Source organism: Flavobacterium daemonense (assembly GCF_007341385.1).
Taxonomy (GTDB): domain Bacteria; phylum Bacteroidota; class Bacteroidia; order Flavobacteriales; family Flavobacteriaceae; genus Flavobacterium; species Flavobacterium daemonense.
Map to the genome: position 1 here is coordinate 85,363 of NZ_VJYD01000014.1, position 25,945 is coordinate 111,307.

A 25,945-nucleotide genomic window follows, 5' to 3' on the forward strand; every position below is an offset into this window, starting at 1 on the left:
AAATTATTCAAACTTTCGCTTGACGAACCAAATTCCGTCTAAAGATAAATTCAAAGACAATTTGTGATAATTTTCTTTTATTAAATCATTGGCAATTCGTCCTTTTTGTCCGTACGAATAAGAAATATTCAGGGTTGTCAACGTGTTTTCTATTGGTAATGAAAGACCAATTGAAACTGAGGCATTGTTTACTCTTTTTCCGTCAACTTCGAGATATCCGTTATCAAAATTGGCTCCCATCGCATATTGAACATGATCCCAATATCTTCGAATATCTTTTTTGGCGCTGTAAGTAAAACCGAGAGCAAATCTATCCTGATTTACAAAATTTCCGTATAACTCAGATTGATTCGTATTATTCCAAAAACTTTTTTCATAATCAAAAGTCATATTCAGATTATTTTTGAAACGTTTGCTAAATCCTGCACCAATTTCTAGAGGCATATAATAATCATCTACATCAGAAGCTACATTCGATTGAATTGTCGTTGTTATTTCGTCTGCAATAACTTGTACATTTTGCACTTTTGATGCCTTGATTTGAGCAGGCAATTTAATTACGGGAGCAATTGTAAAGGTAGAATCTATTTTATACTGCGCTCCTAATGTTGCTCGGAAACCTTTATAGTCTGTTTTTTTTGCGACTGTTGTAAGCGTGTTTTGAATGAGGAAATTTCGCTCATCGGAAACATTTCCAAATAATACAGAACCTGTAAAACCAAGTGACAGCTTTTTCCCAAATCGATATCCGTATGAAAAATCAAAATTATTTAATCCGCCAGATCCAACGGCTGTCAAATAATAATATTCCTGACTGTTTTCCATAGGCAACGCAAGATTTGAAATTTTGAAAGCACCGCTCGAATAAGGACGAAGCGCCAAACTAAATCCCGAGTTTTTGGTCACTGGAAAAGCAAAAGCCATGTGAGAAAACTGAAAATTATTTCGTTTTTCAGAGCGTAAGCTGCTTTGATAGGTTGTAGCAATTGCTTTTCCGCCAATATCAAACATAAAATGATTCAGAGAAACAAAACCAAGCGACGCAGGATTTAAATTATTGATAAAAGTATCTGAAGGCAAAGCCATACCTGATGAACCAATTGCTGGAAGAATTCCAAAATCAGAATCGTAGACGCTTCCAACGCCATAAAGCGAATAGGGCGAACTTGAAATACTTTGGGAAAATGAAGTCAGCGACATTAAAATGAAGCAGCTTAAATAAATTATATTATTTTTCATTTAATAAGAGATGTAATAAATTTTCAATTGAATTTTATTATTCAAATGTTTTTGATCGCCCAAAACAATTCGGTTTACTGTTTTATAAATTCCAGGCAATGTCAAAATCAGAGAAGATTTCGAATCCGATTTTTTCAGCATTTCTCTTTGCAAAAAATTACCAACCGGAATAGAATATCCCACATCTTCATTGAACTCATCACTTTTTTTATTTAAAATGCCATAAACAGTTGTTCCGGCTGAATTCACTAAAGACGTGCTGATTCTATTAAGTTTATCAGCTACAAAAACAGACAAGGAATCGGCTAAAGGATATTTTGAAGAATAGGAATTATTGACCGGTTTTACAATGAGTTCTGCACTTACAATTGCCCCATTATCGGCAATATATTTCAGCTGTTTTATGTTAGGAAAATCAATACGACAGGCCAATCCTGTCCCTGATTGTATAAATCCTTGCTGATTTGTTGCCGAACTTGGCAATTTACTACTGGAAATGGGCAAATCCTGAATCAAAGTTCCTGTTTTATCAAGTGAAATCGAGTTAAATTGTTTTGTTACATCCGTAATTTTAAAATCTAACACATAAGGCGTCTCTTCAGTATCTGCCTGGTATTTGGAATAATACAACCTGACTTTGCTTGTTGAAACATGAAACCCAATAACGCTTGACGAATTTGAAGTAGAAGGCACCAAAACGAGTCCTTTCAAATATTCTGAAAAACTGTCAAAATCAGTAATTTCTCTTTTCTTGAGTTTCTGAAAAAGAGCTGAACCAAAAGCATCGCTCATTTTAATTACAAGAGAATCTTTTTCAATTGGTCTTGGCTTGTATGAAATAGATCCAATACTTTCATCACTATACGTGAAAGATGAATTATTATATAAGTTACTGTCGCCGGTATTTGGTTTTATTTTTTGTGTCAACCTATGAATATCAAAAGTCTGCACTTTTGTAGTATCGCCATAATAATAATTATCGTACTTTAAAATCATGGAAATGGAATCAAAAACAAAATTGACCGCTTCGGTATCTGAACCTCCAGTTATATTTAAAGTATATGAATCGCTTCCCAACTGAAAATAACTGTTTGATTTAACTTTCCCTAAAATGGGATCGTCATAATTTCCAATTAAAATTCGGCTTTTATTTGACGTCGTCAAAGAATCAAAATTTATTGTCGACATATCAACCGTTACGGTATCAATCAAAATTGCTTTATTGCTCACCGCTAGATAATCTGAACCAACAACAAATTCACCAGCATCAGTATCTGTGCCGCATGAAAGTATCGTCACTGCAAAAAAGAACATCAATATAAACTTGTGCATAATAGAATTTTTCAGCAAATATAAATTGGCACAATCTGCACTACACTATAACATATACAGCCACGGATTTTTAGACTACAGACAGCAAAAAATCATCTATAATAGTCTTGCATGACCAAAACTTTGCTTCAGCCTTGAAAAACGCAGTTTAGTCTATCAAAAAGAGCCATACATATATATTCTTTTTTTTAAAACCACTAGCCACCTACTTTTGAACCAATAAATAAGTAATGAGAATAAGGCTTTTAATATGTTCCGTTTTTACCATTTCATTTTATAGTATGAAGGCTCAAGAAACTTTTTTGGCAAGTGTGAATTTAAAAACTGAACCAACTGATAAAATTGATTTTAATGAAAGCAGCGTTTTGGTGTCATTCAACAAAAAAATAAATGCAAAAAACCAGCTGATAAATACAACGGGATATTCAAAATTGAATGTGAATTATGAATTGTATCCATTTTCAGGATATGAAGATTTAGATCATTTCAGTCAGTTTCAAAATAGAGTAGATTATCTATTTCAAGCTTCAGATAAGACAAAACTGAAATTTTCGGCAACGCCAATGTTCAGCTTTCAAGAGAATTTGGATCTTTCTGATTTTACACTTTTGGGAAGTTTTGAAATTATCCGTCAATTAAATGCAAATGCAAATATTACTATGGGCGCCGCGAGATCAACTGTTTTTGGAACGCCAAAATTTATTCCTCTTTTGGCGATAAATTATATTCTGAATGAAAAAATCAGAGTATCTGCAGGATTCCCAGATTCAAATATTTCATACTCAAATAATCTCCGGAACAAATTCAGTTTAACAAACAGTTTTAACGGAAGTTTTTATTATTTGGATAAAAAGTCGGACGAAAATTATAATGCTTCAAAAATGAGTTTATCGCAAATGACAACAGCTTTTGAATATGAACGAAATGTCGATACAAATTGGTTTTTGAATTTTAGAGTCGGTTATGATTTTAATAAAAAATACAAATTGACAGATTCACAAGATCATACGGCTTACAATTTTAATACCGGAAACGGTGGCATTTTTAGCATTGGCATCAAATACAAACAATAAATAAATTTAATACACTATGAATAATTTGAAAAAAGGAATATTATTCGCGACACTGTTTACAGCCCTTATTTTTGTTGGCTGCAGCAATGACAATACTGATGATGATTTGGTAGGAAACTGGATAAAAAAGTCGGCGTTTGATGGTCCGGCAAGATCAAGCGCCACTAGTTTTGTAATTGGTGATTACGCTTACATTGCAACCGGCTACACTGGCGATGTATATTTAAAAGATTTATGGGCTTATAATTCAAATGGCGATTATTGGGAGCAAAAAGCTGACTTTACTGGTGTAGGCAGAAGTTCTGCATCGAGTTTTGCTTTAAATGAAAAAGGCTATGTTGGTCTTGGTTATGATGGAACGAATAAACTAAAAGACTTTTTTCAATATGACCCAGTAAGCAACAGCTGGACCCAAAAAGCAGATTTTGCAGGAACCGGACGCTACGGCGCATTAGGATTTCAAGTTGGCGGAAAGGCTTATTTTGGAACCGGATACGACGGAAATTATTTAAAAGATTTCTACCAATACAATGATCAGACAAATGCCTGGACATTAGTAAATGGCTTTAGTGGCAACAAAAGAAGAAATGCAACTGTTTTTATAATTGGCGACAAAGCATATTTAGGAACCGGAATCAATAATGGTGTTTATCAGGAAGATTTTTGGGAATTTGATCCTGCAACCGATGTCTGGACTAGAAAACGCGATATCGACAAAGACACAAATGACGATTATACTTATAATGATGAATATGCTGTAACACGTTCTAATGCGTCAAGTTTTTCTATGAACGGTCTTGGATATGTAGTGGGAGGTGATGGAATTAAAACAGTTTGGGAATACAATCCATCTACAGATCTTTGGGTAGAACGAACTTCGATGGAAGGTGCAACACGAACAGATGCTGTTGGTTTTGCAATCAACAATCGTGGTTTTTATATGCTGGGAAGAATAGGCTCAACGTATTTTGATGATGCGTGGGAATTTAAACCTCTTGATGCTCAAAGCGATGACGATAATTAATACCAAAAAACAATTCTTCTGGAGTAAAATCCAGAAGAATTTATTGTTTATTCTGATTGTTTTACAATTTGTTGCCTGCTCAAAAACTGAAAAATTTAAAATCGATTCCTTTAAAACCAAAACCGGCTGGGGATATACCGTTTCAAGCAAAAATAAAATTCTGATAAAGCAATCTATCATTCCTGTAATAAGCGATACGAAAAGTTTTTCGACAGAAAATGAAGCTTTAAAAACAGCCGAATTGGTCGCAAGCAGATTAGAAAACGATATGCCTCCTACTTTAACGAAAAATGATTTAATTTTATTAAAAATAAAATTCTAAATGAAAATCGACGCCATTAAAAATACAAGTTCCAACAAAATTTTATTTCATTGTATTATATGGGTTTTCTTTATATTGACTTCATTAATTCAATTTTACGAAAGTCCGTTTAAAATCAATACTGATTTTTATGCTCAATGGACTACAGGAATTATTTTGTTTTATTTGAACTATTTTTACTTGGTTCCGGTTCTGCTTTTAGAAAAAAGATATTGGCTTTATTCTGTTTTTGTTCTTGTTCTTATTGTCTTTTTTATGGTCATAAGAACGCATTATTTTATCCCGGAATTCAGACATTTACGTCCCGAAAATATGCGTCCGCCAAGAATGATGCCCGATACTAAATTTTTAGCAAAAGGCGTTCATTTTAGAACCGAAATAAGACAACCCTTCTTTTTCAAAATTGCACCTTCATTTTTCTATATTTTAATATTGACAATAAGCGCAATTATCAGAACATTGACTGAATTTTACAACAATCAGCAAAATAAATTAATTGCCGAAACTCATAGAACAAATACTGAATTGATTTATTTGCGAAAACAGACCAATCCGCATTTTTTATTCAATTCCTTGAACAGTATTTATTCATTGGCACACAAGAAATCTGATTTGGTCCCTGATGCCATCGTCACATTATCTGAACTCATGCGCTACATGCTGTATGAAACCGATAATAAAACGGTGGCTTTAGAAAAAGAAATCAATTATATTCAGAATTACATTGAACTGCAAAAACTGCGACTCAACAACATTGAAGACATTATAATTAATGTACATGGTGACACAAAAAATAAATTTATAGAGCCTTTGCTTTTGATTTCATTTGTTGAAAATGCATTTAAATACGGAACCGATTATAAAGGCGCTGCACATGTTAAAATCAAAATTTTTATTCATGAAAATAGGCTTGATTTTTGGATAGAAAATACAATCGAAAATTATACAAAAGATCCAGAAAATTCAGGAATTGGCTTGGTTAATATTCAAAACCGACTGGATTTGCTGTATCCAAATGCCCATCAGTTGACAATCACGCAAGACAATCAATTTTATAGAGTGCATCTGAATTTAAATTTAGATGAAATCAAGACCGCTATAAATTAAATAACAGCACTTAAAACGTTAAGAGATAATTATAAAATAAGCGCTTATTTTATGAAAACTTTAAAACTTAATTATTTGATTTCAAAGTATTTTTGAACACCAAAACAAAATTTCAAAACCAAATTTCCAACAGATGAAATGTGTAATTATTGACGACGAACCTTTAGCAGTTGAATTATTAGAAGATTTTGTCAAAAAAGTAGATTCGCTTGAATTAGTAAATACTTTCAATAATGCAATTGATGCCGTTTCTTACATCAACCAAAATAATGTCGATTTGATTTTTTTGGATATCCAAATGCCGCATTTCTCTGGAATTGACTTTATAAATACTATTGAAAAAAAACCTTTGGTAATTTTTACGACAGCGTATTCTGATTATGCTGTTGAAGGATTTAATCTTGGCGCGGTTGATTATTTGGTAAAACCAATTCCGTTTCATCGCTTTTTAAAATCGGTTGTAAGAGCACAGCAAATTGTAAATCCCGCAACTGCAGTTCAAGCAATTTCTGAAAACACATCAGCGCCAGAACTAGAGCAGGATTTTATGTTTGTAAGAGCCGAATATGAAAATGTAAAAATGAATTTTTCGGATATATTGTTTATCGAAGGCCTGAAAGATTATGTAAAAATATATACTACAGACAATAAATTTACGCTAACCTTAATCAGTTTGATAAAATTGGAAAACTTGCTTTCCAGCAAAGGATTTTCACGAATTCACAGATCATATATCATCAATATAAAACATGTCAAATCGATTCAGAAAAATAAAGTTTTGATTAGCGACAAACGAATTCCTATCAGCGAAAGCTATAAAAATGCTTTTTTTGAAAAAATCAACCTATAATTAAAATCCAAAAAAAAAACAAATTCCAAATTCTAATGATTTTGACGTTTCATTAAAATTTGGAATTTTTTATTTGAATATTCTGCTTGAAATTATTCCTTCAACCAACTAGAATACATTACGTAGTTGTTTGAAATTCGTTCGATTTCACCAGCAAAATCAGATTGATTAATATCCTTCACTTTTTTGGCCGGTACGCCCGCGTAAATACTTCCAGATTCAACAACCGTATTTTGTGTTATAACGGCTCCGGCAGCAATAATTGAGTTGCTTTCAATTACGCAATTATCCATAACGATTGCTCCCATGCCTATTAAGACATTGTCATGAACTGTACAGCCATGCACAATCGCATTATGTCCTATTGAAACATTATTACCAATAATAGTAGGATGTTTTTGATACGTGCAATGAATAACGGCTCCATCCTGAATGTTTACTTTATTGCCAATTTTAATAAAATGAACATCACCGCGAATAACGGCGTTGAACCATACACTGCAAGAATCCCCAAATGTAACATCACCAATTATGGTCGCATTTTCAGCGACGTAACAATCCTCTGGAATCAAAGGCGATTTTCCTTTTACTGACTTGATTAACATAATAACTTAATTAATAGCAGGACAATTACAATCGTAACGTTCTTTTTTACAAAATAAATTGATCCCTAAAGTAATTTGATGATAAGCTCCTGTATCAAATTTTACATCACCCATAACTTGCGAGTAGGTATAAGCAAACATAAAATTGTTATAATTAATTCCAATTATTGGCGTAAAATATTGCAGTTTTTGAGATTGTATCCCGCTTCCTGTTGTGTATTGTGCACCATCAAAACTTCTTCTATAGGAAAGCGCTGCCCATATACTTCCAAAATCCACATTTCTGTAGACTTTCATATTCAAATCGATAGTTTTTTCTTTAGTCTTGTCAAAAGCTTGAAATAATACAGATGGTTCCCATGTGAAATTTCCATTTTTACCAAAAACATATCCAGCGCTAAGCAATAACTTTCTTAAATTATCACTTTCATAATCTGTGTAAAGTTCTCTTCTGGTTTCAAGAAGTCCTTGAATAGTAGCATGTGCATAAAAATCCAAAAAATTATAAGAAGCACCAATATCGACATTGAAATAAGAATCTTTTTGAATAGAACCGAAAACAATCGGGTCAAAACTTCCTCCAAATTTAGTTTCATCCAACTGACTCTGGATCACTCCGCCACTAATACCAAATGAAAGCTGATTCAAATCAAGTTCATCTCTAGAAAACATGATATGATGCGCATACGTAAGTTTTAGTCCTTTTTGAGAATGGTAGCCGTTTTTATCGTTAAAAACAATAATACCAGCTCCTGAGCGCTCCCCTATTCTTCCGTTAAAACTTAAAGTTCCAAGTGAAGGCGCATCATCTTGCCCAAACCATTGTTTTCTTGCAGTTAATCTCACTTTTGCACAATTCGCTGCACCAGCCATTGATGGATGAATCAAATAAAGGTTATCCGACAAATAATCTGAGTAAACAGGAATTCCTTCCTGCGAATAAGAATAAAATGACGTAACTAAAAAAATGAATAAAACCCTGATTCTAAATTCCATAAAGGCAAAATTGTTTAGAGAAATTTTTGACTCTCATAATTTAATACGATTTATTTGAAAAGAGTCTTAATTATTTTATTAAAAAATCAAATATAAGTATTAGTAGAAAATAACTTTACTAAATTTGCAAAAAATATATGACCATGACAAAAATCACTATAAAAGAAACTCAAAACCCTACTATTTTAAAGTTTGAATTTGAAGATTTCATTACTAAAAATCAAAATTTTGAATTCAAAAATATTGATGAGGCACAAGCTTCGCCACTTGCACAACAACTATTTTATCTTCCGTTTGTAAAAACAGTATATATTTCGGGAAATTTTATTGCAATTGAAAGATTCAGCATTGTTGATTGGGATGATGTAAAAGACGCAGTTGCAGAACAAATTGAAGCTTTTGTTGACAAAGGGGGTGTTATCGTGAATATTGACGAAAACAAGCCAAAAAAACAACCTATTACGGTTTATGGAGAAACAACTCCAAATCCGGCAGCTTTAAAATTTGTTGTTAGCAGAATGTTGACTCGTAATGCGGTTGAATACAAAAATATCGATCAAACGGCTTCTTCTCCTCTTGCACAGGAATTGTTTAAATTTCCTTATGTAAAAGAAGTTTTTATTGATGAAAATTATATTTCGGTAACAAAATATGAAATCAATAACTGGGACGAAATTACTTTAGAATTAAGAACTTTCATTAAACAGTTTATCGAAAACGGTGGAACTGTTCTAGATGAAACACTAATTGAAACTAAAGCGAAAAATGATGTTGCTAAAGATGAAGCATTTGACAAATTAGATGTTACTTCACAGCAAATCATCAACATTTTGGAAGAATATGTAAAACCAGCAGTTGCCGCTGACGGCGGAAATATTGCATTTGATTCTTATAACGAAGACAACAAAACTGTAAAAGTTATTCTGCAAGGTGCTTGCAGCGGTTGTCCATCATCGACTTTTACTTTAAAAAGTGGTATCGAGAACATGCTGAAAAGTATGTTAAATGATGAAGCAATTACAGTTGAAGCTTTGAATGCTTAATAGAAATAATTATTTTTCAAATAAAACGTCCGCACTAAGCGGACATTTTTATTTGAATTTATACCTGTCTTATTTTCAATAAATTATCAACACAAAACCACTAATATTCTGCAAAAAAGTTTAATATTGTATTCTTAACCAATCAATATAAAACTATGGGAGTATCCTCTTTTTTCAAGAATTTATTTGGCTCGACCAAAGAATCTGTAAACGAACTGGCAAATAACGCCGAAAGTACTTTTGAGCAAGCTAAAGAAGCTGCAGCTCCGTACATTGAAAAAGCAGAGACTTTTGCTGAAGAAACAATTGCGAAAGCAAAGGAAGCATCAGAACCAATTATTGAATCTGCAGCTGAATATGCACATCAAGCAAAAGAAGTTGTGAGTGAATATGTTGAAAAAGCTTCTGACAAAATCAGTGATGTTATTGAAACTGTAAAAGAGAAAACTGCACAAACAGCTGATGAAACAAAATCAATAGTTTCAGAAACGGTTGCTGATGTAAGCGAGCCAGCAATTGAAGATGATGATAAGGAATAAAACTGCATTCCTTTTCTTATAAAAATAAAAATTTTTATATTTGCAAAATATCACGCCTTCTCCTTTTGAGAAGGTTTTTTTATTCTTAAAATACAATTATGAGTCCAGAACAATTAAGCAGTTACGCCAATTCATTTGTACAAGTTTTAGTAGATTATGCACCAAAGTTAGTCTCTGCACTACTTGTTTTATTTATTGGTTTATATGCCATCAGATTAATAAACAGATCAATCAGAAGAATAATGGTGAAACGAAATTTAGATCCAACGCTGACTAAATTTCTCGCCGATATTTTATTATGGGCACTCCGAATTTTATTATTTGTAACCTTTATTTCAAATCTCGGAATTCCGACTACTTCATTTGTCACAATTTTAGGTGCGATGGGACTTGCGATTGGTTTATCGTTGCAAGGTTCTCTTTCTAATTTTGCAGGTGGTATGCTTATTATTGTTTTCAAACCCTTTAAAGTTGGGGATACAATCGAAGCGCAAGGCGTTGTTGCTACTGTCTTAGAAATTCAGATTTTTGTTACCAAAATGCTTACCGGAAACAATCAAACCGTTTTTGTCCCAAATGGTGCTTTATCAAACGGAACAATCATCAATTATTCGATGCAGGGAGAAAGAAGAGCAGATTTGACCTTTTCAGTATCATATGATTCAGACATTAAAAAAGCAAAAGAAGTTCTTCTTGATGTTTTAAATAAGAACCCAAAAGTTCTTAAAACTCCTGCACCAGAGGTTTTTGTAAAAAATTTATCAGCAAGTTCTGTTGATTTTGCGGTACGTCCTTGGGCAAAAAATGCTAACTATGGAGCTGTATTTTCTGAAACTTTAGAGAATTGCAAAACAGCTTTAGACCAAGCAGGAATTTCTGTTCAGCCGTTTACAATTCAAAAATAAATAGATTGTTATTTTTTAGATGGCAATGTCATCATAAAATCTTTTAAATAATAAGGCTCAAAATAAGCGACATCTACCGTGTCGCTTTTTTGATATTTATCATAACTGATTTTACTCATTTCACGTGCCGAAGGATATTTGATTTCTTCTAAAAAAACAAAATTTTCGTTTTTTAAAACTGGCTTGCATTTTTCGGCGCAATCACCAACAAAATAAAGCACTTCTTTATATTCAGCGAAAGATTCCTCAGAAATAATTTCTGCCTGAATAGCTCTTTCTCTTTTAAGATCAAAGGTAAAAATTTCACTATAGACTTCCATTCTTCGAGCATCAAGCATCGGGATAATTTTCCCTTCTGAAACAGAAACTCGCGAAGCTAACGTCTCTAATGTGTCAACAGCGATCAACGGAATATTCAAAGCATAACATAATCCTTTTGCTGCCGAAACACCTATACGCAAACCTGTATAAGAACCAGGCCCTTGACTTACGGCCACAGCTACTAAATCCTGAACCGAAATTCCAGATTCTGCAATTACTTCTTCAATAAAAACATGAAGTTTTTCGGCATGCGAATATCCTTCTTCAGCAATTTCCCTGCAAATAATAGTTTCCCCATTTTTTGCAATTGATACTGAACAATTTTTAGTTGCTGTTTCGATGTTAAGAATAAAAGACAATGTGTGTAATTTTATAATGTTATCAAAAATTTCTAATAAAATAGCTTGAAATCCCGCCAATTAAAAGCATGAAGACAAAAAACAAAAAATAGGCTACAATAAGATTGATAGTAATAAATCCCAAATAAAGAGCGATTTTTTTAATCGATGAAAAATACACGTATTCTTCATTATAGTATTCACTATGGTAAATTCTGTAGTGTATAACTATAAGAAACAAAACTGCTGCAACAAATCCTCCTCCTAATCCATAAAGCATTTCTGCAGAGAAACCACCATGCAACGCAATTATCATCGAATCAATTTTTATTTCTTAGGAACATCCGCTTTTTTAAGCTTCACTTTATCACCAGAATTCAAATCTTTAGAAACAGTTGTGTAAGGTCCTGTAATAACGACATCACCCGGTTTCAATCCAGACATTACTTCAATATTAGTATCATCCTGAATTCCTGTTTTAATAATTCGGATTTTAGCTTTATCTCCAACTTTTACAAAAACACATTCGAATTTTTTATCGCTTTTCGGCGCTACTTTTTTATCTTCATTCGGATCTTCAACTTTAAAATCCTTAACAGCAGCCGTGTCCGATTTCACTACTACAGAACTGATTGGCACTGCCAAAACATTGTTTTTTGTAGTCGTCATAATATCAACAGTAGCTGTCATTCCTGGTCGGAAAGGCGAATAAGCACTTGGTTTTCCTTCTAATAAATCTTGGTACGATTCTTTTAAAATTCGCACTTTAACCTTGAAATTAGTAACCTGATCTGAAGTCAAAGTTGTACTTGCAGAATTTGAAATACTGGTTACAATTCCTTTGAATTTCTTTTTCAAATAAGCATCAACTTCAACATTTGCTTCGTCACCAATTTTCACTTTTACGATGTCATTTTCGTTAACATCGACTTCAACTTCCATGTTGTTTAAATTGGCAACTCTTAAAAGCTCAGTTCCCGCCATTTGTTGTGTTCCTAAAACACGCTCACCTAATTCAACATTTAAAACTGAAATGGTTCCATCGGCTGGTGCATAAATCAAAGTACGTCCTAAGTTGTCTTTCGCCTCTGTAACAGATGCAGATGCACTCTGAACATTATAGTACGAACTTTGTTTTGTAGCTTTTGCAACCTCAAAAGTCGCAATAGATTTATCCCAGTCAGATTTTGATATTACTCCTTTTTCATACAAGGTCTTATTACGCTCATAACTAGCTTTTGCTTCCTTATAATTAGCTTCAGATTGTGTTAAACTAGCTTTTACCCCTGAAAGATTTGCAACAGATCTGTCTAGTCCAGATGTGTATAAATCAGGATTTATTTTCACTAATAAATCGCCCTTTTTTACCACTTGCCCTTCTTTCACGTTTAACGCAATGATTTCACCAGAAACCATCGACGCTAGTTTTACCTCAATTTCGGGCTGAATTTTTCCAGTAGCCGAAACGGTTTCAACAATCGTCGACGATACAACTTTTGAGATTTCTACTTCTTTTCCTTCATCCTTATTTCCTATTACTCCAGCTTTCGACAAACCTATTAAAGCAGCAATAATTACGATTGCGCCCCCAACTAAGAAATAAATTGTTTTTTTTGACATAATAAATTATTTTGCAGGAATTGGAACAATTGGAATTCCAAAATAGAATTCAAGAATTTTTATTTTAAATATATAATCGTATTTCGTTCTAATAACTTCAGACTGCGCATTAGTTAATAATGTTTGAGCTTGCGTAAAATCAAATGAATTCATCAATCCTACATCATACTTTTCTTTAGCATAATTGTAAGCCTGCTGTCTTGCTTCTAACGTTACCGTTGCTGCTTCGTACGTATTTAATGCGCCTTTTGCATTTGTAAAAGCGGTATAAACGTTACGTTGCAAATCTAAACTTTTTTGTTCTAAATCTATTTTAGATTTCTCTAAACTTACTTTATTTCGTTCAACATTATTTCTAACAGAGAATCCGTTGAAAACTGGAACATTTAATTGAAAACCAAAGTTATGTCCTTTATTATCACTAAACTGCTGGAATATCGGATCTGGACCTGTAGTATATGGCTGATTATTTGCATCCAATTTTACTTGATCGCTATAACTTGCTCTCGTATTAAAACCATAAAAACCAGTAAGAGTAGGCTGGAAAGCACCTTTAGCGATTGCAACATTTTTTTCTGCAATTTCAAGATTGGTTTGCGCCAGTTTCAACTCAGTTCTTGTTTCTTTTGCTTTGTTATAAATATCAGTTGGGCTTTGTGCCATGATATTATTTTCATCTTTTGCATTTGTATCATCAACAACATCAAAGTCAGCAAATTCTTTAAGCTGTAGAAGCTGAGCAAGACTCAATTTTGAGATCAATAAATTGTTCTCAGAAACTGCAATATTTTGTTTATCTGTTGCAATAGTAGCTTTCAAATCATATAAATCGCCACGTGGAATTGTTCCAGCATTTACCATTTCTTCTGAACGTTTTAAACGTTTTTCGTCAATAGCAAGTTGTTCTGTTTTGATTTTTAAATCTTCTTTATAACCTAAAATCTGAAGAAAAGCATTCGCCACATTCAACGAAATATCTTCCTGCATTTTCAATAATTGATATTGTGATGCAATAATAGCAAGTTTTGTTCGTCTGTATGTATTTTGGTTTTGCAGACCTCTGTAAATATCAACTCCAGCATTTAAACCCACAGATGAATATTGCGTAGTCTGATTACGCAAAACCCCTGTAGTTACATCCTGGTTCAAACCAATATTCCAAGAATGTGATGCATTTCCGTTTACTGATGGAAGATATCTTCCAAATGCATCCTTTTTATTTATTTCAGCATTTTGAACATCTAATTCCGATACTTTTATCGTAATATTATTATCCAATGCATATCGTACGCATTCCTCCAGTGTCCATTGTTTTGTCTGCGCTTGTCCTGATAATCCAAACCCGAAAAGCATGGCAAAAACTAGACTATTTATTTTATTTATTTTCATATATTTTGAATGAAGCACAGCAGGCAAGCCATGCAAATTTAACATTTTAAAAACCCAAAAACTCTTTAAATAATCAGATTATTTTTTACCCTTATCTCCTTCGTTGATCAAACCTTGGTTCCAGATTTTAATTTTATCAGAATCTTTAATTCCGCTTTTAACTTGAACATAAATTCCGTCGCTAACTCCTAATACTAAATCTCTTCTTTGAAATTTTTGAGGAGCTGTTTCAACTTCCACATAAGGTTTTTGAGTTTTTTTGTCAAACTGCACAAGCGATTCTTTAATAGCCAAAACTTTGTCTGCTTTTTCTAATATGATCGATGCATTGGCACTTAAACCAGCTCTAATAAAAGTATCTCCTTTATTTTCTAATTTGGCTTTAATTTCAAACTGAATAGCACCATTTTCTACAACACCTTTTGGAGCAATATCTGTTAAATAGGCATCGAATTTTTTATTTTCGATAGCTCCAACAGTAATTTCGATTGGCATTTTTTCTTTGATTTTACCTACTTCTGATTCGTCAATTTTTCCAATGAAAATCATTCTTCCAACATCGGCAACACTAGCAATTGTAGTTCCTTCATTAAAATTATTACTTTCAATAACTTGATTTCCAACTTTTACAGGCACCTGCAACACCATTCCGTTAACTGTTGAACGAATTAATGTATTTGCATAATTCCCTAAAGATGTTGTTGTTCCTGTTTTTACGATATCCAAGCTTTGCGTTGCAGCCAAATAATTTTGTTTCGCTTGTTTGTAAGCCAATTGCGCTGCATCAAAATCATTTGCAGAAATTACTTCTTTTTCAAAAAGTGTTTTTTGTCTCTTATAGATTTTTTCCTGATTGTCTAATGCGATTTTAGCTGTCTGCACTTGATTTTGTGTACTGCTTACATTCGATACATTGGCAACAACTCTAATTTTGGCAATCATATCGCCGGCTTTGATTTTTTCTCCAGCTTTAATATAAACTTCTTCAATAATTCCTGAGATGTTTGGTTTGATTAAGACCTCTTCATCAGGCTGAATGTTACCTGTTGCGATCGTGTTTTTTACTATCGTTTTAATCTCTGCCTTTTCAGTTTGATAAACTATTGGCGACTCTTGGTTTTTAGCGTACAAATAATAAAGTGCACCAAAGAAAACTATTGCAATAAAGATTAAAATGGTTACGGTTACTCCTTTTTTCATTTTGTTTTTGGTTTAATCGATTATATTTTGATTGATAATTTATTCTGTTCGTAAAGCGTCAACTGGCTTTACATTAATTGCGATTTGTGCAGGAATAAATCCGGCAAGCAAACCTGAACCCACTAATATTAATAAGGCAACAAATACAACTCCTAAATCTACACTTGGATTTGCAAACATAGTATTGCTGTCTGGCGGCATGGAGGCTAAAGCCATATTTAAGATGGCAATAATTCCGGTGGCGACGGCAATTCCAAACATTCCTGAAATAATAGTCAAAAAGATAGATTCTGATAAAATTTGTCCTCGAATAGCCGATGGAGTTGCTCCTAATGCTCTTCTAATTCCAATTTCCTTTGTACGTTCTTTAACTACAATAAGCATAATATTTGAAATTCCGATTACTCCAGAAATCAGAACTAGAGTTCCAACAAAATAAGCAATGATTTTCAAGATATTAAACAAACTCTGAACTTTATTGAACTGCTCATACAAATCAAAATTTCCAACCGCTCTGTCATCTGCAGGATTTATAGAATGCAGGGCTTTAATAATTTCCAGAATTTTTGGTTTTAAATCAGTGATTGACGTTTCGTCTTTTGCTGTAAGCGCCATCCATCCTACTTTATCTCCATAATTAAAAGCTTGCTGAAAAGTTGTAAACGGAATAAAAATATTTTTTTGCTCCTGTTCAGCATTTCCACCTTGTTGTTTAGATTTATAAACTCCAACAACCATAAAATTTATGCCGTTAATTTTAATGTAGGTCCCAATGTATTCTTCTTCTTTTCCATAAAGTTCGCTGATAACACCTTGACCAATTACGCAAACCTTTCTTCTTTCCTGAATATCCTGTTGGTTTACAAATCGCCCTTTTATGATATCCATTGGTTGTTGCTTAATCAGTTCAGGATAATCTCCATAAATAGTAAATGCAGAAGTTTTTGTTCCTCGCACGACATTATTTGTTCCATTAAAATCTCCTAACTGATTTCTTGGCGAAACATATAATAAATCTGGCAAAGCAGCTTTTAATGCGGTAACATCGCTATTTCTAAAATCATAACGACGCGTTTTTGGCAATCCTTTATAGGCTTTTGAAGTTGTCTGACTCCACATGAACATGGTATTTGTCGCAATTCCGTCAAAACCTTTTTTAATTCCATTTTCCAATCCATTTCCTGCTGCTAGCAGAATCACCAAAATGAAGATTCCCCAAAAAACCCCAAAAGCCGTCAAGATCGTCCTGAAAGGATTTGCAGTCAATGCCTGTAAAATTTCGTCCCAATTATCTTTCTTAAACATAATTATTCGTCTCTAAGTGCTACAATAGGTTTAATTTTGGCTGCTCTGTATGCCGGAAAAAAACCAGCCAATGCGCCCGCGAATACAAGTAATACAAGTGTTGTCAATGCGACACTGAAATCGACTTCAGGATTTCTGAAATATTCGCTCTGCACCATTGGACCAACAAATTCCAGTAATAATAAACTAGCCAGCAATCCGGTAAAACCTGCAATTGTAGTAATAAAAATTGACTCATGAAGTATCATGGTAATAATAGAAAATGGAGATGCTCCCAAGGCTTTTCTAATTCCAATTTCTTTTGTTCTTTCTTTCACTATAATCAACATGATATTACTTACACCAACTACTCCTGCAATGATTGTACAAATACCAACCCACCAAAAGAATAATCTTATATATAAGTTTAAATCATAAAATTGCTTCGCATCTTTTACTGAATTATAAGCACCAATTCCGCTATCATCATCTGGCGCGACCATATTTTTACTTTTAAGAAGCGTCTTTACATCTTGAGTAAATTTTTCTGATTCTGCCAAAGCTGCATCATAATCATTTGTTTTCTTTAGGTTAAAAGACATATAACTGATTTTATCTCCTCCACCAAAAGCTCTTTGCGCCGTAGTTCTAGGTAAATACGCTCTGGATTCTTCTCTTTCTCCTCCAGGATCTGTAAAAATCCCCACTACTTTAAAATTGACATTATTGATTGCGACTTCCTTACCTAAAGCATCTTTATCTTTAAACAAATCTGTTTTTACTTTCATCCCAATCACTGCAACTTTTTCATTGTTAGCCAAATCGTTGCTATTTATAAATCGGCCTTGAACAACTGTAAGGTTTTCTACTGAACCGTGATCAGGATCTACTCCTCTGAATTGATAACTTGCAGATTCTTTCCCATAACTAATCGTACCGCCCCAAAAATTATATGAAGCAGAACGCAAATCTAATTTATCATCAAATTTTTGAACCGATTGGTTATAATCACTGTTTCTAAGCTGAATTTGTCTTCCCGGATTTAATCCTTTGTATTCTTTTGTTGTCGTTCCAGACCAAACCTCGATAAGTCCGGCGGCATCGCGCTCAAACTGTTTTTCGATTCCATTCTGAAGCCCTTTTCCCGCTCCAAGCAAAATCACTAAAATAAAAATCCCCGAAGCTACAGAAACCCCAGTAAGAAAAGTTCTTAATCGGTTTTTAGAAATTGCTTCGAATATTTCCTGCCAACGCTCAATATTAAACATAAGATGAAGCTCTAACTTGTTCTACCATTTTATCATCGATAATTAATCCATCTTTCAGGACTACGTTTCTCTTGCACATCGCGGCAATATCTGGTTCGTGTGTAACGATCAAAATAGTTTTACCTTCATCGTTAATTCCTTGAATAAGTTCCATTACTTCATAAGAAGTTTTAGTATCCAAAGCTCCTGTAGGTTCATCGGCAAGCAATACTTTCGGATTTGAGGCTAATGCTCTTGCAATTGCAACACGTTGTTTTTGTCCACCAGAAAGCTCATTTGGCAAGTGATGTGAATGCGAACCTAAACCAACTTTCTCCAAATATTTCATTGCAATTTCGTAGCGTTCTTTTCTTTTTATGCCTTGATAATATAATGGCATGGCAACATTATCAAGTGCGCTTTTGTAATTGATCAAATTAAAAGACTGAAAAACAAATCCTAAAAACTTATTGCGATATTTTGAAGCAATAGTTTCGTTCAACTTTTTAATTGGTGTTTTATCTAAAGTGTAACTTCCAGAATCTGCCTCATCTAAAATTCCTAAAATATTAAGAAGCGTCGATTTTCCTGACCCTGAAGATCCCATGATAGCTACAAGCTCACCTTCTTCAATATTAAAATTTATGCCTTTTAACACATGCAGTTCTGAACTTCCCATTTTATAGGATTTATGCAAATCTTTTATTTCAATCATGGTATTGTTAATTTTTTAAACAATAATAATATTTTTTATAAGTAAATTATGATAACAAAACGTTAATAATTGTATTTTAATATTTAGATAAGACGGTATAATTTTGTAATTGTTACACATTTTTAAGATTATTTAATTGTTTTCTTAATTTTGTATCACTTTAAAAAATTGTACCAATGAGGTTCACTTCAATCTTCGCTTTATTTACAACGGCTGCCATACTTTTTAGTTGTTCGACATCACAAAAATTAGAGACATTAAAACCAGAGCCAGACGATGCTAGTCCACTAGTTTATGATGCAAATCCTTCATTTATCAACTTGCCGATAACGGTAAAATTGTCTGATATTGAAAACCAGACAAACTCAATTTTAAACGGATTGATTTACGAAGACAACAATATTGAAGATGACGATATTGAAATGAAAATCTGGAAACAAGCACCAATAAAAATTCAGAATGATCCTGCTGCATTAGACAAAAAGATCAAAACAGTTCTTCCTCTAAAAGCAACTATCAAATACCGAATTGGGACAAAAAAACTCGGCGTAGAACTTTATGATACGCGTGAATTTAATTTGAATGGAGTTATCACTTTGTCGAGTGATGTTGCGTTGACTAATTGGAAATTAAATACAAAAACCGAGTTTAAATCGTTAGACTGGAACGAAAGTCCAACGATGACGGTTTTTGGAAAAAACGTCCCGATTACCTATTTGGTAAACCCAGCAATTTCCATTTTTAAATCTAAAATTGAGAAGAAGATAGATGAAGCTATTGAAAAATCAATGGATTTTAAACCGAATATTTTATCGGCTTTAGAAAAAATCTGTACGCCGTTTCAAATGAGCGATACTTATGAAAGCTGGTTACGAATTGTTCCAATTGAAGTTTATTCGACAAATGCAAGACTAAAAAACGATTCCTTTTTATTAGATATGGGAATGAAATGCAATATGGAAACCATTGTTGGAAAACAGCCTGAATCAAAATTCAATGCTAATAAAATTGTTTTAAAACCTGTTACTAAAATCCCGAATCAAATTTCCGCCAATATTGCAGCCATTTCGACCTATACGGATGCTTCTAAAATCATGACTAAAAATTTTGCTGATCAAGAATTTGGCTCTGGAAGCAAAAAAATAACCGTAAAAAATGTTGCGATCTGGCACAAAGACGGGAAAATGGTCATTGCGCTTGATGTCCTAGGATCTATAAACGGAACTTTATATTTAAACGGGTTTCCGCAATATAATCCGCAGACAAAAGAGATTTATTTTGATAAACTCGATTATGTTTTAGACACCAAAAGCAAATTAATGAGAACTGCAAGTTGGCTTGGACAAGGCTATATTTTAAGAAAAATGGAATCGAGTTGTCGTTATTCAATACAACCAAATTTAGAAGAAGGCAAAAAGAGTATGGCTTCTTACTTAAAAAATTATTCCCCAATGCCAGGAGTTTTTGTAAATGGAAAAATGGAAGATATTCAGTTTGATAAAATTCAACTGACCAACCAAGCGATTATTGCATTTATAAAAATAAACGGAACCGTGAATGTTTCTGTTGATGGATTGAAATAAAAAAAAGCAGTCTAAATTTAGACTGCTTTTTTCTTTTTAGATTGATACATTCTGTAAATCAGAAAACCAATTATTCCTACCAGCAAATACGGAATCACCATTAAGTAAACAATTCCGTCATTTACCGCCTCCGCTTTTTTAACGTTTGAATCTCCAGCAAGTGCCGCACGACACATTGCACATTGAGCATTTGCTGAAATTCCAATTAAGAAGATGCAAATTCCAAAAAAAAAAGTTTGAAATTTTGATTTTAAATCTTGAACATTATTTTTTTTACTAATTCGCATAATACGGAGAAATCATTAAAAATACTACAACACCAGTCACAGCAACATATAGCCAGATTGGGAAAGTGATTTTAGCTATTTTTTTATGTCTGTCAAATTGCTGCCCAAGTGCTCTCACATATGAAATAAGAACAAGCGGAATAATCGCGATTGAAAGCAATATATGAGTTATTAAGATGACAAAATAAACCAATCGAAGTGAGCCAACTTTTGCACTTTCTACTGCATCAAGAATACCATCGTGATTTAAATCTCCAAATTTAGTAGAATCCGCCGTCATATGATAAGCCACATACATCACTAAAAAAGCAACTGACAAGGCAATAGCAAAAGTCATTAAACGTTCGTGCAATACACGTTTTCCGTTTTTAATAGCTATTACGGCTGCAACAAGCACAACGGCAGTTACACCGTTTATCGTTGCATAAACTGGAGGCAACATTGATAAAGGCTCAACATTATATCCAAAATCTTTTAGTTTTACACCAAATAAAATCGCTACTACAAGCGGTATTACAATTGATACTGCAACAATAAATTTATTATATTTTTTTTCGATTGAATTATCTTCCATTTTTATTCTGCTAATAATACTTTAATATCTTCCTGAATTTCTCTAACTCCTTTTTTATCTAATCCATCGTAGTATAAAATTGGATTTCCGAAGTCATCTTTTCTGCAACGAATTTTTCCGTCTTTATCAATTAAGGCAAACAAACCAGAATGTTCAAAACCACCGTTTACTTTGTCATTTTCGCCAGCATATAAATTGAATCCTTTATTAGACAAATCCATTATTGTTGCTCTATCTCCTGTTAGAAAGTTCCAATTTGACGATTTTACTCCCAATAATTTTGCGTGCTCTTTTAGAACCGCAGGAGTATCGTGTTTAGGATCTATTGTTATGGATACAATTCCGAAATTTGGATTTCCAAAAAAAGTTTTCTCAATTTCCAACATACTCAAATTCATTTTTGGACAAATTGAAGGACAAGTTGTGAAGAAAAACTCCAAAACATAAACTTTTCCTTTGTAAGTGTCATTTGAAACTTTAGCACCATCTTGGTTTGTCAATTCAAATTTAGGAGCTGGACCTATGGTCAATAGTTTTCCATCCTCTTTTGAATTTTTCAAACTAACATTATCCAGACGATTTCCTTTTACAACTTCACCATTTTGAATTCGGTCAACAATTTTTGGCACTGCATAAATTCCAAAAATCAAAACGATAAACGAAATTCCGATATATGATTTATTTTTAAACATGTAGATAAAAATTAAAGTTCTTTAGTAGCATTGTGATTCTTTTTAAGAGCGGCACGATATTCATATAAAATGATTTTGAAATCATCCAGCATTTCGTTGCTCAAATCAGATGGATGGAAAGTATCATAACCTTCTTTATAATCGTCTTTATCTTTCCTTCCTCGAAGATTTCTTTCTTTATCTACAATATAAACATTTGATGTTCCTAGATTCTCATCAAGTTTACCTTTTAGCTTCAGCTGATCATAATATGTTTTGATTTCATTTGGCGAAGCAAAAACAAAATGCCATCCAGAAACATCAGTAAAAGCACCCAACGACTCCACAAGTTTTTTAGCTTGTTCTTCTGTGCCTAAAGGACACACGACAACAAACTGCAAATCTTTGAAACCATTATAACGTTGGTAGATTTTTTCATTCAAATTAAAAAAATTACCTCTGTTTTTCACAATTTCAGATCCAGAAAAACCAAGAATGGTGATTTTATTATTTAAAGTTACTTTTTCTCCTTTTAAGGATTTCCAATTGCCAAGATCAGCAATTTTAGGAGTTATGGTAGGAAGTTTAGTAAAGCTGTTTACTCCAGATGCAAAAAACAAATAAGCTACAATAGGCAGAACAAAAAGTACAAAGAGAACTATATTTTTTTTCATTGTTTATGCGGACAAATATTGAGGTACAAAAATAAAAAAAGCTCCGTAAATCGGAGCTTCTTTTCGAATTAATATCATGTTAAAAATTCCATTTAATAGTAGAATCTTTAAAAACCCCATAAATATAATGTCCTTCTGTCAAAAGAATAAACAATAAATATAAAACTAGGAAAATAACTGGTGATACAACAGACCATCTAAGGCTGCTTTTTTCACCTTCCATGTGCATAAATGCCCATACAATATAATATGCTTTGAATACTGTAAGGATATAAAATATCCAATTCAATAAATTCAAACCTACGAAATGATTACCCTCTAAAACTGCAGGTTTGTAAATACCAAGAATAACCTCTACTGTAGTTACTACTGATAGTAATGCAAAAACAAACCAGATTCTTTTTGTATTTGATACGTGCTCGTGTGACATAATAATTAAAATCTAAAATTAAACTAAGTAGAAAACTGTAAATACAAATACCCAAACTAAATCGACAAAGTGCCAGTATAAACCAACTTTCTCTACCATTTCGTAGCTTCTTCTTTTCTCGTAAGTTCCTAACAATACATTAAAGAAGATAATGATATTGATGATAACTCCAGAAAATACGTGGAAACCGTGGAATCCAGTAATAAAGAAGAAGAAATCAGCAAATAATTTACTTCCGTATTCATTTCTAGTTAGGTTTGCTCCTTCTACTACATATTTTGCAGAACTCAAACGAGATTCAGACTCTGCTCTACTTAGAACTTTTTTGCTCTTTTTACCGTTTGTTTCAATGATTTGCTCTGTTCTGATCAACAACTCAGGATGTACTTTAAAACCTGCTTGAACTTCAGCAACAGTATAAGTTGGTTGCGTTTCAGCATCTTCCATGAACCATTTAGCTTTAGCTCTTGTAAGCGCTTCTCTTTGTTCTGGCAATTTTACAGCAAACTCTTCAAGAGCTACTCTTTTACCGTCTTTATCAACAAACTGCAATAAACTTCCACCTACTGTTTCAACTGCACCGTATTCTCCTTTAATGAAGTTTTTCCACTCCCAAGCTTGAGAACCAACGAAAATTAAACCTCCAATAATAGTCAAGAACATATAAATTGCAACCTTTGTCTTTTTCAAATGATGACCTGCATCAACAGCCAAAACCATTGTTACAGATGAGAAAATCAAAATAAAAGTCATTAAGGCTACATAATACATAGGAGCCGCAACACCATGTAAAAATGGGAAGTGAGTAAACACTTCGTCAGCCAAAGGCCATGTTTCAATAAATTTAAATCTAGAAAAACCATAAGCAGCAAGGAATCCAGAGAATGTTAAGGCATCTGATACGATAAAAAACCACATCATCATTTTACCATAGCTTGCTCCTAATGGCTGGATATCATCTCCGCCTCCCCAAGTTTTTTCGTTGTTATTTGCAGTAGTAACTGTCGCTTCCATAAAAGATATTCGTTAAAAAGTTCCCAAATTTACGTTTTTTTCTTATTTAAAGAAATATAAAAATAAAAATAATAAAACCCACAATAAGTCTAGAAAGTGCCAATACATTGCACCTAGTTCTATACCAAGAGTTTGAGTCGAATTGTATTTTTGTTTAAAATGATTATAAATTACGATTAAAAGCGAAATTAACCCGCCAAGCAAGTGCAATAGGTGCACAAAAGTAATCACATAAAGGAAAGTTGCAGTAATCGAACTGCCTTGACCGGTCATATAATAACCACTTTCCATAATCTGACCGAATCCTATAAACTGCAAAACAACAAATAAAATCCCCAAAGCTAATGTCGCTAGCAATAAAGTTGTCGTTAAGCTTCTGTTGTCTTTCTGAATTGCTTTTTTAGCCAGATAAAAAGTAACACTACAACCAATAATAACAGCTGTACTAAAATAGAATGCAGTTGGCAATTCAAAATTCTTCAACCAGTCAGCTCTTGACTTACTTACTACAAAAGCACTTGTAAGTCCAGCAAACATCATGGTCATACTTACCATTGCGAATAACAAAATCAGTTTAGCCGACTTTGATTTGCTTTCCTGTTCTTCACTTGTTCTCATTGTCATTTCCATAACTTATCTTAAAAATTTATCAACTATAAATACGATTTGTAGAAGCGAAATATACGAAACGCTTACCAACATTAGAGTTCTTGCAGCTTTTGCAGTACGCAATTGATATAATTTCACAGCATAAAACAACATCCACAATCCTAATAAAAACACTAAAACTACCGCAATTGGAGAGATAAACAGCTGTCCTGTATAGCCCAAAGCCGGCAATAAAGAAGCTATAATCAACCAAACTGTATATAAAATAACCTGCAAAGCTGTTCCTTTATCTTTTTTTCCTGTCGGAAGCATAAAGATTCCTGCTTTTTCGTAATCCTCATATAAAAACCAGCCGATTGCCCAAAAATGAGGAAACTGCCAGAAAAACTGAATCAAAAATAAAGTTCCTGCTTCAATCCCAAATTCCCCTGTCGCCGCAACCCAGCCCAACATAAACGGGATTGCACCAGGAAAAGCACCAACAAAAACAGATAGTGATGTTACCGTTTTTAATGGCGTATAAACACTTGTGTATAAAAATATTGAGATTGCAGCAAACATTGCTGACTTCGCATTGATTGTATAAAGCAAACTGATTCCAATGATGGTAAGCAAGCTTGCTACAAACAAAGCCATTTTTGGAGACATACGCCCTGAAGGAACTGGACGATTTTTTGTTCGATCCATTAATGCATCGATCTCTTTTTCAATTACCTGATTATATGCATTTGAAGCACCAACCATGCAGTAACCGCCAATTGACAAAACCAGCAAAACACTCCATTTAAAAGGGTGTTCGTTGTTTACACCTAACAAATATCCTGCAATGGAAGAAAACAAAACACTGATTGCCAAACCAGCCTTTGTAATCTCTTTGAAATCCAGAAATATTGATTTTAGTGAAATTGTATTTTTAGTAGCGTTCAAACCTCTCTTGTTTGTATATTTTTTTTG

29 protein-coding genes are annotated in these 25,945 nt (G+C 33.2%); 9 read left to right on the forward strand and 20 right to left on the reverse strand.

The window, feature by feature from the left end; all coding sequences use genetic code 11:
- Nucleotides 1–3: 3 nt before the first annotated feature.
- Both FND99_RS16665 and FND99_RS16670 read right to left on the reverse strand, forming a co-directional pair.
- Nucleotides 4–1,239, reverse strand: a complete 1,236-nt coding sequence (locus tag FND99_RS16665; protein ID WP_144339063.1) for a PorV/PorQ family protein — start codon at nt 1,237–1,239, stop codon at nt 4–6.
- Nucleotides 1,240–2,571 carry a DUF4270 family protein gene (locus FND99_RS16670; RefSeq protein ID WP_246074235.1) on the reverse strand — a complete coding sequence of 444 codons (1,332 nt, stop codon included), beginning with the start codon at nt 2,569–2,571 and terminating at the stop codon, nt 1,240–1,242.
- A 281-nt stretch (nt 2,572–2,852) separates the two neighbouring features.
- Between FND99_RS16670 and FND99_RS16675 the strand changes: the two genes are divergently transcribed.
- The 5 genes from FND99_RS16675 (at nt 2,853) to FND99_RS16695 (ending at nt 6,947) form a co-directional block, all read left to right on the forward strand.
- Nucleotides 2,853–3,644: a DUF6268 family outer membrane beta-barrel protein gene (locus FND99_RS16675; RefSeq protein WP_246074236.1), complete on the forward strand. Its 792-nt coding sequence runs from the start codon at nt 2,853–2,855 to the stop codon at nt 3,642–3,644.
- Between the two features lie 16 nt (nt 3,645–3,660).
- Nucleotides 3,661–4,668 carry a kelch repeat-containing protein gene (locus tag FND99_RS16680; protein ID WP_144339065.1) on the forward strand — a complete coding sequence of 336 codons (1,008 nt, stop codon included), beginning with the start codon at nt 3,661–3,663 and terminating at the stop codon, nt 4,666–4,668.
- The gene (locus FND99_RS16685) at nt 4,655–4,990 is read left to right on the forward strand and encodes a DUF4907 domain-containing protein (protein WP_144339066.1); all 336 of its coding nucleotides are present in this window, start codon (nt 4,655–4,657) and stop codon (nt 4,988–4,990) included. Before FND99_RS16680 ends, FND99_RS16685 begins: the two co-directional genes overlap by 14 nt.
- Entirely contained in the window at nt 4,991–6,097 is a 1,107-nt protein-coding gene (locus FND99_RS16690; protein WP_144339067.1) for a sensor histidine kinase, read from the forward strand.
- 133 nt (nt 6,098–6,230) lie between these two features.
- Entirely contained in the window at nt 6,231–6,947 is a 717-nt protein-coding gene (locus tag FND99_RS16695; RefSeq protein WP_144339068.1) for a LytR/AlgR family response regulator transcription factor, read from the forward strand.
- Between the two features lie 92 nt (nt 6,948–7,039).
- Here FND99_RS16695 and FND99_RS16700 read toward each other — a convergent pair whose 3' ends face one another.
- Entirely contained in the window at nt 7,040–7,552 is a 513-nt protein-coding gene (locus tag FND99_RS16700) for a gamma carbonic anhydrase family protein (protein WP_144339069.1), read from the reverse strand.
- Nucleotides 7,553–7,558: 6 nt separating this feature from the next.
- Complete coding sequence (locus tag FND99_RS16705) at nt 7,559–8,548, reverse strand: PorP/SprF family type IX secretion system membrane protein (protein WP_144339070.1); 990 nt, start codon at nt 8,546–8,548, stop codon at nt 7,559–7,561.
- Between the two features lie 143 nt (nt 8,549–8,691).
- Between FND99_RS16705 and FND99_RS16710 the strand changes: the two genes are divergently transcribed.
- The 3 genes from FND99_RS16710 (at nt 8,692) to FND99_RS16720 (ending at nt 11,035) form a co-directional block, all read left to right on the forward strand.
- A complete protein-coding gene (locus FND99_RS16710) occupies nt 8,692–9,591 on the forward strand; it encodes a NifU family protein (protein WP_144339071.1) in 900 nt (299 codons plus the stop codon).
- Between the two features lie 155 nt (nt 9,592–9,746).
- A complete protein-coding gene (locus FND99_RS16715; RefSeq protein WP_144339072.1) occupies nt 9,747–10,130 on the forward strand; it encodes a YtxH domain-containing protein in 384 nt (127 codons plus the stop codon).
- A 98-nt stretch (nt 10,131–10,228) separates the two neighbouring features.
- On the forward strand, nt 10,229–11,035 hold the full coding sequence (locus FND99_RS16720) for a mechanosensitive ion channel family protein (protein WP_144339073.1): 807 nt from the start codon (nt 10,229–10,231) through the stop codon (nt 11,033–11,035).
- 8 nt (nt 11,036–11,043) lie between these two features.
- Here the strand turns inward: FND99_RS16720 and tsaB are convergent, their stop codons facing one another.
- The 8 genes from tsaB to FND99_RS16760 all read right to left on the reverse strand — a co-directional run bounded on the left by tsaB (nt 11,044) and on the right by FND99_RS16760 (nt 19,149).
- The gene (gene tsaB / locus FND99_RS16725; protein ID WP_144339074.1) at nt 11,044–11,715 is read right to left on the reverse strand and encodes a tRNA (adenosine(37)-N6)-threonylcarbamoyltransferase complex dimerization subunit type 1 TsaB; all 672 of its coding nucleotides are present in this window, start codon (nt 11,713–11,715) and stop codon (nt 11,044–11,046) included.
- Nucleotides 11,716–11,737: 22 nt separating this feature from the next.
- Entirely contained in the window at nt 11,738–12,010 is a 273-nt protein-coding gene (locus FND99_RS16730) for a hypothetical protein (protein WP_144339075.1), read from the reverse strand.
- Between the two features lie 11 nt (nt 12,011–12,021).
- The gene (locus tag FND99_RS16735) at nt 12,022–13,314 is read right to left on the reverse strand and encodes an efflux RND transporter periplasmic adaptor subunit (RefSeq protein WP_144339076.1); all 1,293 of its coding nucleotides are present in this window, start codon (nt 13,312–13,314) and stop codon (nt 12,022–12,024) included.
- Between the two features lie 6 nt (nt 13,315–13,320).
- Nucleotides 13,321–14,703, reverse strand: a complete 1,383-nt coding sequence (locus FND99_RS16740; RefSeq protein WP_144339077.1) for a TolC family protein — start codon at nt 14,701–14,703, stop codon at nt 13,321–13,323.
- Between the two features lie 78 nt (nt 14,704–14,781).
- Nucleotides 14,782–15,903: an efflux RND transporter periplasmic adaptor subunit gene (locus tag FND99_RS16745; RefSeq protein ID WP_144339078.1), complete on the reverse strand. Its 1,122-nt coding sequence runs from the start codon at nt 15,901–15,903 to the stop codon at nt 14,782–14,784.
- 39 nt (nt 15,904–15,942) lie between these two features.
- Complete coding sequence (locus tag FND99_RS16750; RefSeq protein ID WP_144339079.1) at nt 15,943–17,208, reverse strand: ABC transporter permease; 1,266 nt, start codon at nt 17,206–17,208, stop codon at nt 15,943–15,945.
- A 2-nt stretch (nt 17,209–17,210) separates the two neighbouring features.
- Nucleotides 17,211–18,455, reverse strand: a complete 1,245-nt coding sequence (locus FND99_RS16755; protein WP_144339080.1) for an ABC transporter permease — start codon at nt 18,453–18,455, stop codon at nt 17,211–17,213.
- A complete protein-coding gene (locus tag FND99_RS16760; RefSeq protein WP_144339081.1) occupies nt 18,448–19,149 on the reverse strand; it encodes an ABC transporter ATP-binding protein in 702 nt (233 codons plus the stop codon). The genes FND99_RS16755 and FND99_RS16760 overlap by 8 nt, the downstream gene beginning before the upstream one ends.
- Nucleotides 19,150–19,325: 176 nt before the next feature.
- Between FND99_RS16760 and FND99_RS16765 the strand changes: the two genes are divergently transcribed.
- Nucleotides 19,326–20,732: a DUF4403 family protein gene (locus FND99_RS16765; RefSeq protein WP_144339082.1), complete on the forward strand. Its 1,407-nt coding sequence runs from the start codon at nt 19,326–19,328 to the stop codon at nt 20,730–20,732.
- A gap of 17 nt (nt 20,733–20,749) precedes the next feature.
- Here FND99_RS16765 and FND99_RS16770 read toward each other — a convergent pair whose 3' ends face one another.
- The 8 genes from FND99_RS16770 to cyoE form a co-directional block, all read right to left on the reverse strand.
- Nucleotides 20,750–21,019, reverse strand: coding sequence for a hypothetical protein (locus FND99_RS16770; RefSeq protein ID WP_144339083.1), 270 nt, complete (start codon nt 21,017–21,019; stop codon nt 20,750–20,752).
- On the reverse strand, nt 21,009–21,593 hold the full coding sequence (locus FND99_RS16775) for a DUF420 domain-containing protein (RefSeq protein ID WP_144339084.1): 585 nt from the start codon (nt 21,591–21,593) through the stop codon (nt 21,009–21,011). Before FND99_RS16775 ends, FND99_RS16770 begins: the two co-directional genes overlap by 11 nt.
- A 2-nt stretch (nt 21,594–21,595) precedes the next feature.
- Nucleotides 21,596–22,285, reverse strand: coding sequence for an SCO family protein (locus tag FND99_RS16780; protein ID WP_144339085.1), 690 nt, complete (start codon nt 22,283–22,285; stop codon nt 21,596–21,598).
- Between the two features lie 11 nt (nt 22,286–22,296).
- Complete coding sequence (locus tag FND99_RS16785; RefSeq protein ID WP_144339086.1) at nt 22,297–22,938, reverse strand: hypothetical protein; 642 nt, start codon at nt 22,936–22,938, stop codon at nt 22,297–22,299.
- Nucleotides 22,939–23,017: 79 nt separating this feature from the next.
- Nucleotides 23,018–23,368: a cytochrome C oxidase subunit IV family protein gene (locus tag FND99_RS16790; RefSeq protein ID WP_144339087.1), complete on the reverse strand. Its 351-nt coding sequence runs from the start codon at nt 23,366–23,368 to the stop codon at nt 23,018–23,020.
- A gap of 18 nt (nt 23,369–23,386) precedes the next feature.
- A complete protein-coding gene (locus FND99_RS16795; protein WP_144339088.1) occupies nt 23,387–24,382 on the reverse strand; it encodes a cytochrome c oxidase subunit 3 in 996 nt (331 codons plus the stop codon).
- 42 nt (nt 24,383–24,424) lie between these two features.
- Nucleotides 24,425–25,012 (reverse strand): cytochrome c oxidase subunit 3, encoded by a 588-nt coding sequence (locus FND99_RS16800; protein WP_144339089.1) that lies wholly within the window; start codon nt 25,010–25,012, stop codon nt 24,425–24,427.
- A 3-nt stretch (nt 25,013–25,015) separates the two neighbouring features.
- Complete coding sequence (cyoE, locus tag FND99_RS16805) at nt 25,016–25,918, reverse strand: heme o synthase (RefSeq protein WP_144339090.1); 903 nt, start codon at nt 25,916–25,918, stop codon at nt 25,016–25,018.
- Nucleotides 25,919–25,945: the final 27 nt, after the last annotated feature.